Annotated in this window: 13 protein-coding genes; all 13 read left to right on the forward strand. The window is 37.4% G+C overall.

Translation table 11 applies throughout. The features are described 5' to 3' along the window. Positions 1-136: 136 nt before the first annotated feature. The 13 genes from ABD010_RS14785 (at position 137) to ABD010_RS14845 (ending at position 11,097) form a co-directional block, all read left to right on the forward strand. The gene (locus ABD010_RS14785) at positions 137-529 is read left to right on the forward strand and encodes a VOC family protein (protein ID WP_343814742.1); all 393 of its coding nucleotides are present in this window, start codon (positions 137-139) and stop codon (positions 527-529) included. A 98-nt stretch (positions 530-627) separates the two neighbouring features. Beyond that, on the forward strand, positions 628-876 hold the full coding sequence (locus tag ABD010_RS14790; RefSeq protein ID WP_343814745.1) for a hypothetical protein: 249 nt from the start codon (positions 628-630) through the stop codon (positions 874-876). A gap of 575 nt (positions 877-1,451) precedes the next feature. Next, positions 1,452-1,934, forward strand: a complete 483-nt coding sequence (locus ABD010_RS14795; RefSeq protein WP_343814748.1) for a mismatch-specific DNA-glycosylase — start codon at positions 1,452-1,454, stop codon at positions 1,932-1,934. Between the two features lie 124 nt (positions 1,935-2,058). After that, positions 2,059-2,778, forward strand: coding sequence for a nucleotidyltransferase domain-containing protein (locus ABD010_RS14800; RefSeq protein WP_343814751.1), 720 nt, complete (start codon positions 2,059-2,061; stop codon positions 2,776-2,778). 83 nt (positions 2,779-2,861) lie between these two features. Further along, positions 2,862-3,671: a multinuclear nonheme iron-dependent oxidase gene (locus tag ABD010_RS14805; RefSeq protein WP_343814754.1), complete on the forward strand. Its 810-nt coding sequence runs from the start codon at positions 2,862-2,864 to the stop codon at positions 3,669-3,671. Positions 3,672-3,824: 153 nt separating this feature from the next. Next, positions 3,825-5,078 (forward strand): aminopeptidase, encoded by a 1,254-nt coding sequence (locus ABD010_RS14810; protein ID WP_343814757.1) that lies wholly within the window; start codon positions 3,825-3,827, stop codon positions 5,076-5,078. A gap of 279 nt (positions 5,079-5,357) precedes the next feature. After that, positions 5,358-6,650 carry an MFS transporter gene (locus tag ABD010_RS14815; RefSeq protein ID WP_343814760.1) on the forward strand — a complete coding sequence of 431 codons (1,293 nt, stop codon included), beginning with the start codon at positions 5,358-5,360 and terminating at the stop codon, positions 6,648-6,650. Positions 6,651-6,748: 98 nt separating this feature from the next. Beyond that, complete coding sequence (locus ABD010_RS14820; protein WP_343814762.1) at positions 6,749-7,198, forward strand: DinB family protein; 450 nt, start codon at positions 6,749-6,751, stop codon at positions 7,196-7,198. Positions 7,199-7,339: 141 nt separating this feature from the next. Beyond that, a complete protein-coding gene (locus ABD010_RS14825; protein WP_343814765.1) occupies positions 7,340-7,714 on the forward strand; it encodes a hypothetical protein in 375 nt (124 codons plus the stop codon). A gap of 280 nt (positions 7,715-7,994) precedes the next feature. Then, entirely contained in the window at positions 7,995-9,104 is a 1,110-nt protein-coding gene (locus ABD010_RS14830) for an oxidoreductase (protein ID WP_174615477.1), read from the forward strand. Between the two features lie 244 nt (positions 9,105-9,348). Further along, positions 9,349-9,819 (forward strand): DUF4367 domain-containing protein, encoded by a 471-nt coding sequence (locus ABD010_RS14835; RefSeq protein WP_343814771.1) that lies wholly within the window; start codon positions 9,349-9,351, stop codon positions 9,817-9,819. Between the two features lie 141 nt (positions 9,820-9,960). Then, entirely contained in the window at positions 9,961-10,545 is a 585-nt protein-coding gene (locus ABD010_RS14840) for a hypothetical protein (RefSeq protein ID WP_343814774.1), read from the forward strand. 198 nt (positions 10,546-10,743) lie between these two features. After that, entirely contained in the window at positions 10,744-11,097 is a 354-nt protein-coding gene (locus ABD010_RS14845; protein ID WP_343814777.1) for a VOC family protein, read from the forward strand. Positions 11,098-11,200: the final 103 nt, after the last annotated feature.

An 11,200-nucleotide genomic window follows, 5' to 3' on the forward strand; every position in this document is an offset into this window, starting at 1 on the left:
GGAATTTATTTAGGCATCCATGGATTTATGTTAACTCTTTAGATATTATTATACTCTTCAATTATAGGGCGCAGTTTCGGAGTAATTTATTTCATAAGTCTGGCCATATTGCAGAATAAAATAAGGGGGACGTTTCTTGACTAAGGGATTACTACACCATGTGGAGATATACGTTTCGGATTTAAAAAAGTCAACTGACTTTTGGGGATGGTTCCTAGGTGAACTAGGATATAGCGCCTTTCAAAAATGGGATGGCGGACAAAGCTGGAAATTAGAAGATACTTATATCGTTTTTGTACAAACGGAGGAAAGGTTTTTGGATATTCCATATCATAGGTGTCGTGTCGGTCTTAATCATTTAGCATTTCACGTGGATTCACGACAACATGTCGATGAAATGACTAAAACACTAAATAATAAGGGTATCAATATCCTTTATAAGGATAAGCACCCAGCCAGGGGTGAAGACTATTATGCCCTCTATTTTGAGGATCCGGACAGAATAAAAGTAGAGCTTGTTGCACCGTGAGGCGATCTTCTGTTATCGGGCGCTAATCTTTAATATGAATTAGCCAATATTGCATTATTAGACCCTTTTGTGAAACAGTGTTATAAAGGGGGCTAAACTTGAATAAAAAGGATATTTTAGGGACGTTATCGATACTAACGGTTTTAATAAGTGTAATTTTCTTCTTTATCATAAGAGGACCAAATGCGAATTTAACTTTAGGTGTAATCGTGTTTACTGTGCTTTCGGTGCTTGGTATTATTTTTGCAATAGCCTCGAAAAAGTTTTGGTTTATTTTAATCGGAATCATATTAAACGGAGCAGTATTAATAGGTGCTTATTTTCTTTTGCTTGCAATGGGAAATTAGTGAGCCATAACAATTTTCGGTTAAAAGTTGTACTGCAATCGGGCGCGAGAATCGAATAAAACTTGCGCCCTTTCTTGGTTCATTGGGCCAGATTATGGCATAACTCCTTGTGGAAAAACAGAAGTTTGGAATGATTAAGCTAAAGGACAGGTTAGCGACAGAAGGTTGTGAAACTTTAATATTAGCATTACGTATAAGTTATTAGAATGCGTATACTGTGAAATGGTCTTTATATCAGATGCTAAAAATAATTGGGATTGGATAGTTCCTGGTTGATAAGGTCATTTTTGTGAGAAAGGACGTAATTTAATTTATGGAGATAATTATGATATTTGTTGCCGGAATAATCGTTTTTATTATAGCTATAATTGCGATTCTTAAAGGAATAAATCATAGGATTAAAAGTCCAACTGATGATTTAAAAGAGGAGATTTCAAATCTTGAGAGAAGGGTTAATGACCTCGAGAATAGACAAAATAATACCTAATTACTTTGCTCAAGATAAGGGCGCGATTCTGTAAATATCTTTGATGTTATAATAGACTCATATTTCGCTATTTGGAGTGATTGTTTTGTTGCCTGATTTATTAAAAGATGATTTAAACGTAATCTTTTGTGGGACTGCTGTTGGTAATCAATCTGCAAAAAATGGTGATTATTATTCAAATCCAAGAAATAAATTTTGGACAATTCTTTATAAAGTAGGTTTAACTCAACTAAAGTTAGACCCTATAGACTATAAAGAACTATTAACATATGGAATTGGACTAACTGACTTAGTAAAAGATTGGAACGGAAATGATAAAGATATAAAAAAAGAGCAATATGATGTAGAAAAATTAAGCAGAACAATATCTGATTATCAACCGAAGTTCTTATGTTTTAATGGGAAAGGAGCTGCAAAAGAATACCTAAACAGAAGGATTACTTATTATGGGTTGCAACCTGAAACATATTATTCAACTTCGATATATGTAGCTCCTTCAACTTCGGGTGCTGCAAATCGTTATTGGGATGATGCTTATTGGTTTGAATTAGCGAACTTGATTCAAAACTAAAGGTGTTATTCCATACCCTGCTATACCAACTAATCTATATACATAAAAATGGAACAAAATATAGCAATTTCGGGAATTGGTAGTAGAGTTGAACAAGGGTAATATTAAAAAGAGGGATGTATTTATGGGGGGATTTAATAAGTTAGAACCAGTAAAAGCAGCACAAAAATGTATTAATAATTATTATCCCAATTGCGATGGAGCTTTACTGGCTGGAAGTGTTGTTCGTGGTGAAGCCACAAGTACATCAGACCTTGATATAGTAATATTTGATGATACATATAGATCTTCTTATAGGGAGTCACTAATTGCTTATGAATGGCAGATAGAAGTATTTGCACATAACCTAAAATCTTATCAACACTATTTTGAAAGCGATTATAAACGAGCTAGACCATCACTGCCTCGAATGGTATCAGAAGGTATAATTCTAAAAGGTGGTGGGGTAATTGACTCAATCAAATGTGAAGCAAAAGAATTATTATCGAAAGGTCCAGAAAAGTGGTCAATTGAGATAATAAATACGAAACGATACTTTATTACGGACACTCTTGATGATTTTATTGGTTGTAATAATAGAGCAGAAGAAATTTTCATTGCTAATACGCTTGCTGAACTTGTCAGTGAATTTGTATTAAGAACAAATAATAAGTGGATTGGTGCCTCTAAATGGATAATACGTTCATTAAGGGATTACGACGTAAATTTCGCAGAGCAGTTTGTTGAAGCCTTTGATATATTTTATAGAAGTGGTGCCAAAAATGAAGTTATCAAGTTGGTTGATGAAATATTGCATCCATATGGTGGACGTTTATTTGATGGTTTTTCTTTAGGTAAGAAATAATCTCTATTAAGCAATACGATCGGGCGCAGTAATCGAATAAGCAGGCAAGTTAATTGAAGATCACTAAAAATAGGGGGAGCTTCATGAAATATGCTGTAAATTATTCACCGGAAACATATAAATTAGTGAAAGATGATAGCATTCAGATTGATATGTTTAAATGTCCCGACTTTGATTCAAACCTGATCAGGATAGCACAAACAAGTAGACCAGCTTATGTACATTTTGATTTGAATGCAGGCAGAGGAGATCTTGATAATGTTGATTGGACAAACATCGAAAAACTCTTAGAAGAGACAGACACGCATTATATTAATGTACACTTGGTAGCTTTTGCAAAAGATTACCCGCACATCGACATAAACACACAGGATGCTAAGCAAATTAATGAAGTGGCTGAACGGGTGATAAAAGATATTAATATTGTCACTGAACGTTTTGGTTCAGATCGGGTGATTGCCGAAAATGTGATATACCGAAGCTATGACGGAAATATGCTCAGACCTATTATTGAGCCCGATGTAATCTCAAAAATTATCAGGGAAACTAAATGTGGGTTTCTATTGGATACAGCGCACTCACAAATGACCTGTAAATATCTCGGAACAGATGTGTATGATTATATAAAAAAGCTACCGCTTGATCGGTTGAAGGAACTACATATTACAGGTAATCAGCAGGATAGGAATCAACGCTTGAGGGATAGTATGCCAATGACAGAAGAGGATTGGGATTTAGCTGGTTGGGTGCTTAAAAACATCCAAACCGGTAACTGGCCAGAGCCTTGGGTTGCTTCACTTGAATATGGTGGGATCGGTCCAGCTTTTGAGTGGAGAACAGATTCTGGGGTTCTGGCTAGTCAAGTTCCCAAGCTTGGGAATTTAATTGGATAATATCATCTAGGAGCTATTTGGCAAATGTTAAAATTGGCCAAGGATGGCTTTAATCTTACGCAAACGGGCGCTTATCGTATAAGACTAGCGCCCAACTTGCCATTGTCAGGCCAGATTGCTTTATAAAGAATAAAAGGTTAGGAGCTAAGTGTGATGATTAAAGGAATATATGACCTTGTTAGTGAAGAACAATTGAAAAAGTATTCAGAGCTTGCTGTACGGGTTGGTATAAATCTGCAAGAAAATCAATTATTGATCATCCATAGTGACATACAAAATTCTATATTTGCACATTTTATCCAAATGGTAGCCTATGAAGCGGGGGCTTCAAATGTGGTGATTGACTGGACGGATGAACAGTCTGCCAAAGCATTTTATAAAAATGCAGCAGATGATGCCATCGATCACTTTCCCGACTGGCAGGATGCTCGCTTTAAGGAATGGGACGATGCGGGTGCTGCTTACATACATATTATTTCTGAAAATCCAGATGTCTTTAAGGATGTCCCCGCAGAACGGATGAGCCGTTTCCAAAAGGCATGTCGCGCCAAGTTGCAGGCTCATGATGTGAAAATCAGGTCTCATGAGGTGCGCTGGTGCCTTCTAGTTGTCCCGTCTTTCGCATGGGCCACGAAAGTATTTCCTCACTTAAGTAAAGAGGAAGCCGTGCAATCGTTATGGCAAGCTGTCTTGCGTGGAGCACGGGCAGATGGAACCAATCCCATAAAAGATTGGGAAAATCATGACCGTGCCTTCGAGTCTAGGAAAACGTTTCTAAACAATTGCCAGTTTGACACCCTGCACTTTACCAATAGCCGAGGTACTGATCTATACATCGGCATGCCTGAAGATTATATTTTTATCGGCGGAGGCGTAACAGATAACAAGGGAATACCGTTCTTTCCAAACATCCCGACAGAGGAAATATTTTCTGTCCCTCATAAGCGTGAGGTAAAAGGCAAACTTGCGGCTACGAAACCGCTTGTCTATGGAGGAAGTGTCATCAATGATGTTATCCTCACTTTTCAAGATGGACGGATTACGGACTATGATGCCTCCACTGGCCAAGAAACATTACGACGTCTCATAGAAACAGACGAGGGTTCCCATTATCTTGGTGAAATTGCCCTTGTCTCCAGCAATTCTCCTCTTGCCCAAACAGACGCGCTCTTTTACAATACCCTATTTGATGAAAATACGGAATGTCATATCGGCATCGGCAACGCTTCTCCTTCCAACCTACAGCATGGCAGCAAACTGTCAGGGAAAGCCTTGGAGGAAGCAGGGCTGAATACGTCCCTTTTATCAGTTAACGTGACCTTTGGTACCGCAGACATGAAAGTAGTGGGTATTAAGGAAGGTGAAACTGAGGTTCTTCTAATGAGAGATGGGAATTTTCAGTTCTGATTTTGGAGAAAGATCAGGGGATGCAGCTCTAAGTTGAATCTAGTATTATTCAACAAATGGGCGCTGTTCTGGAATAAATGCAGCGTCCAAATTGCTGCTTTCGGGTTATTTAAAGGAATAAGAGTAGAAACCAAGAACGATAAATTAATGAATTATTTTCGACCAAACTGCCTGGCTATCCGTTTTATATTTTTAAAAATTAATAGGTAGAACAACCTCCTTCATGTAAGGGATAAATGGTATAATGAGAGTAAGGTATTTCCCCCTTAAATCAATAAAATGAAGGATGGTTTTATCAGTTTATTATTTTCCAATTCCAATTTTAGAAATCTCTTTTTGGGAAGGTTAATTACTAACGCAGGTGACAGTATTTATTTAGTTGCAGCCATTTGGATGGTCTATCAATTGGGTGGATCAGCTTTTTATACCGGTCTGGTAGGTGCACTTACTCTCTTGCCACAAGCGCTGCAATTTATGATTGGCCCTTTAATTGATCGATGGCCTTTACGTAAAACGATGGTAACTACACAAGTACTTCAATTCTTTCTTGTGTTACTGATTCCAGTTCTATTTTACTTTGATCTGTTAACCATCACCGTATTACTAATTATTATGCCTCTTATTTCATTCATCGAAGAATTTGCCTATCCAGCTCAAACTGTTGCTATACCTAAAATTTTAGAAAATAATCAGCTTACCAGTGGTAATACGTATATGGCTTTCGCTTATCAAGGAGTGGATCTCGTATTTAACGCATTGGCAGGTATTCTTGTAACTGTTTTCAGTGCTACTATTATTTTTTTAGTTGACGCATCCACTTTTATAATTGCTGCTTTTTTCTTTTACCTATTGAAGCTGCCAAAAATGAAGGACGTAAAGCCTGTTGCTGAAAAACAAAAACTGATTCATTCATTCATAAGCTATAAAACAAAGCTCAAAGAGGGAATTTATTACATTAAACAATCAATTCTTGCTAAGTGCGTTATTGTACTTTTTTTGACCAACTTTTCCATTGGTATAAATATTGCTGTGCTCCCTGTTTATGCAGGAGACCGTGGTGGCGCTTATATGTATGGGTTTTATATGGCTTCTCTAGCTGCAGGAACCCTGGCTGGTTCTTTATTGAGCAATTTTTTTGACCGCTTTCCGTTGGGTAAATTATATGCTTTTTCTTATTTTTTTACAGCATTATTCTGGATAGTATCAATTATAATCCCGTTTAATACGCTTAGTGTGGTTGCTTTCGGATTGGCATGGATACCAATCGGTGTAACTAGTGTTGTTCTAATAAGTACATTACAGCGAATTGTACCGGAGCATTTTCTGGCAAGAGCTTTTACGGTATTAGAAAGTGCTTCCGCTGTAGCAATGCCTTTGGGATCATTTATAGGTGGAACAATCACGGTATTTTTTACAGCCAACTATGTTTTAGCTTTTGCAGGTATAGTTTTTTTACTAATTGCTATGTTGTGGTTGATAATAACAGACTTAAGGCTTTTACCACGTCCTAATGTTATTGATCCAGAAAAATACGGTTTAACTTACATTTCAACAATGATGAAAAATGAATGAGTGGTTGAATTATGTGAAATCTAGATGTGTTAAACTTTCCGCAATCGGTGCAAGGATGGTAAGTTTCAGTAGTTTTTTACAGGAGAGGTGACTAAGCTATGAACCATTTAACCAAAGGATTATACGGAGAAAATGCTCACGTAAACACATTGACAATCTTTGGTGGATTAGGCATCAATCAAGCAGGCGAGTTGGTTCCTAACCAGCATTCAATCTGGCAAATTCTAAATCATATGATCTACTGGCAAGAATATATTTTACGTCTTTTGAGGAAAGAGGAGACAGTACCGCCAAAACACGCCTCAGAGACATGGCCTACAGAGGTAAAACCATCCGCCAAAAGAGGTTGGGAATTGACTGTAAACAGATTTACTGATGGTTTAAATGAAGCTGTACGGTTAGCAGAAAATGAGCATGGGAATTCAAATGGCCAAGTGGAACATCTCCTTTCCTTAATTTCTCATAATAGTTATCATTCCGGACAAGTTGTATTCGTCAGACGTTATCTGAATCAGTGGCCGCCACCTACGGGTGGAGATACGTGGTAGAAGCACCCTATAGAAACGGCCAATATTTGTACCACCAATCTTACGAACGGGCGCGCCTATCTGGAATAAGTATCGACGTCCAATCCTGCGGGAAAGGAAATCCCAATATCTCATATAATGCTGTGAAGAAGGGGGAGAAAGATGAAATGGAAAATCAGAGTTAAGAAATGGCTTGGTGTTTTACTTTTTGCTGTTTTATCTGTGGTAGTTTTTTATACTAGTTATGTTGTAGAGCAAAAAAGTCTAACTGTATCGTTATTTGGATTATTTTTTGTTCTGCTTATGGGGCTACTAGCTTTTAAATTAGATCATTGGATTGTGCAGAAAAATTACAGATTGTTGAGACATACACTCATTGTTTTAGTTTTAGCGAATGCAATGTTTTTTATATTGGAGATTGTTGTATTTTCGGGAGGATTATATGACTTTCTCATCTTTTCCATAATTTACACAGTGGTTTACTCCGGGCTTATGTATATAAAATATAAGCGTGGCTTAGAAAAAAACGTCATCTAAACGCACTACGATACCAAGTTAACATCCGAAAAAAACTGTTCAATAAACGGGCGCAAGAAACGAATAAGACCTGCGCTCTTTTTGGTTCATTAAGTCATTTTGTGTAATAGGTGAAGAGATCAATGCTAGCGCATTGTTCACCCTCACCATAAACATGTTCCTGTTATTTTAGAATACGGTGAACACGTCTATAACATAATAACTGTGAGCGCATGGTTTGATATTCATACACATAAAACCTAAAATTTGATTGACATCGCACAGAAAGGAAGTTATAGACATGGCATACGATTACCTATTCTCAGATTTTAATATCGGAAATACCAATATCAAGAACCGTTTTATTGTTTCCCCTATGACTCGTGTGAGCGCGGAAGAAGATGGGCTCGCCAATAACCGTATGAAGGAATACTATGAACGGTTTGCTAAAGGCGGTTTTGGCACCATTATTACAGAAGGAATTTATTTCGATGAAAGTCACAGTCAGGGGTATGATAACCAACCAGGTCTAGCCAATGACAAACATGTACAAGCATGGAAACCTATCGTTGATGCCGTTCACAATCATAACACCTTATTCATTGCCCAGCTTATGCATGCCGGCGGTCAATCTCAAGGAAATGCCTACGTGAATGAAACCATAGCCCCATCTGAGATTCCACCAAAAGGAGAACAATTGGAATTCTATGGCGGCTCCGGACCCTTTCCAACGCCTGAATCAATGACGAAACAAAATATTGATGATGTTAAAAGGGCTTTTGTGAATGGGGCGCTTCACGCAAAAGAAGCTGGTTTTGACGGCATCGAACTTCACGGTGCTAATGGATATTTGTTAGATCAGTTCCTAACTGACTACCTCAACCATCGTGAAGATCAATACGGCGGTTCACTTGGGAATCGCCTTCGGTTGATGCTGGAAGTTATAAATGATGTACGCCAAGCTGTCGGCGAGGATTATATTGTCGGCATTCGCATCTCACAAATCAAGGTATCCGATTCCAAGCATAAGTGGCAGGAGGGTGAATCATCGGCTGAGACCATTTTCTCTAAACTTGGTGAGACATCCTTAGATTACATTCACGTCACGGACGGTAATGGAACAGCCCCAGCGTTTGGTGAAGGTACTAAGACATTAGCGAAGGCAGCTAAGGATTACGGAAAACTCCCTGTTATTGCGAATGGTAAGCTTGGTGATCCGGAAACCGCAAACAACGCCCTTCACCAAAATGAAGCCGACTTCGTATCTCTAGGAACTAGTGCGCTTGCAAACCCTGACTTGCCAAACCGAGTCAAAAAAGATAAAGTGTTGAAAGCCTTTGATTTTAAAAGTACGTTACTGCCCATTGCGTATGTTAAAGACCATGAGCTGAATGCGGACATCGTCGAATAAAACGAGAACGTCTGAAAGTCGTCTAGATCCTGATAGCCCTTGATATAGACGGCTTATTTTGATCTTATTTCCGTAAAATATATAAGCCTTTAGTTTATTCAACTAAAGGGCGCCTATCTGGAATAAGGATTGGTGTCTTATTTTGCGGAGAAGAGCCATTTTATTGAATAAATATATGCTGTAATAGGGGTTAATAATTGGAATTAATTTAATCTTTTGATTTTAATTTTTTTGGGGGGATGGTATGAAAAAAATATTATTATTGTCGATAACAGTTGGGCTACTTTTAGTTGGGTGTAGCAAACAGACAAGTGAAAGTGGGAATTTGGCGTCTTTCGATTCCACAGACATTAAATCACAGATTGAAAAAGAGGATTTTAATCCGGAACTGCTAACTGTAATTCCCTTTAAAGTTGAAGATACAGGTGTTGCCAAAGATCCATTTAACAAGGAGCACATAACAATTGACTTTTTTGGTGAAGGTAATCACTTGAGTTTAGCAGTTTTTAAGGGCGATTTCCAAATTCAAGATAACGAATATGAAGAAATCAAGATTGGCGACATTAAAGGTAAATATAAGACGAATAAAGCGAATACGAAAATCTTACATTGGAAAGAAAATGGTATCAGTTATAGCCTGTCTTATTTAGCCCAGCAATCTAAAGAAGAAGTCACTAAAGAAGAATTAATTGCCGTAGCAGAGTCTTTTAAGTGAAATGATTTTTTTAAATGATTTATTTAGTCTGGTATACCGCAAACGGGCGTACTAATCTAATAAGTGCCTTTCCAGTAGTATAATACCTTGATTTTGGTATACTTAATAAATAAAGTTTAATCAAAATTGGGGGTACATAATTTGAAATACCGTAAGATTTTTTGGTCTATTATCATTCCATTAATTATTACTGTGTTTGGCGGAATGTTTGGGAATTATCTATATCAATGGGATATTCTCAGCTTTATTAGCTTTATGTCAATTGGCCTTTTCGAAATAAATGGTTGGTGGTTGTTATTTTTTATCTTTTTATTTCTCGGTGGTGTTTTATTAATAAACCCACAAAAAAAGGATGAAAATGCAGGCGACAACAGTTATAACGAAAGCTATTTCGCTGACGGTACTTCTACTAAGGAAATTAGCAACGAACTAAGCATTTACGAAGAGTATAATAACGACAAAATTGACGGTGTCGAATGGCAGTGGAAATGGAGGTTTAGTTCGTTTCATGGAAAATATACTATTAGTAATTTGATTGCAGTTTGTGATGATGACTTTGGTGAATTAAGATTAATTCCAAATAGTAAAGCTGCGGTATGTCGCAATTGTTCTAAAGAATACATAAACGTTAGAACCGACGAAGAAGAAATAGAATATGAGATAAAAAGAAGAGTTCGAAAAAAACTAAAGGAAGGCTATAGTGAACAACCAAAAATGATGGCATAGGGCGACATTACCTTTTAAAGGACTTATCCAATTTGGGGTTAAAGAAGGAATTATAACAGAAATATTGTAAATACACTGTTCGGCAATCGGACGCCTATCTGGAATAAGGGTTATGCGAAGATTGGCTAGATTAAGGAATAAAGCAGGATTTTAAAATGGGCTAACGGGTAAAAGATTGTAAGAATCTGGAGGGATTAAATGAACGGGATATTAGGTGTGGAGGAGGTACTTTTTTTCGTAAATGATGTCCAGAATGCGAAACAGTGGTTTATAGAATTGCTTGGCAAAAAGCCTCATTTTGACGACGAAAATTATTGTGCTTTTCATTTAGCAAACGCTACTGTTGGAATACATCCAAGCGATGAGAAAGTATCATCCGGTGTTGCCGGACAGGTTACATACTGGCGAGTGTCAGATATTAAGGAAACCATTGCACACTTTGAATCCCACGGATGCCACTTGTTTCGTGGGCCAATTTTTGGAATAGATAAAGTGTGGATATGCCAACTCATTGATCCTTTCGGTAATGTTTGGGGGTTGGTGGAGAAATAACCTCTAAATGATTTCATCATTGTTAAGCAATCGGGCGCCATACCGGAATAAGAAGTGATACAATGAATATAAAAATATTTAATATTTTGAACCTATTTGTGAA

This window comes from Virgibacillus siamensis, from assembly GCF_039522605.1.
GTDB lineage: Bacteria > Bacillota > Bacilli > Bacillales > Amphibacillaceae > Lentibacillus > Lentibacillus siamensis.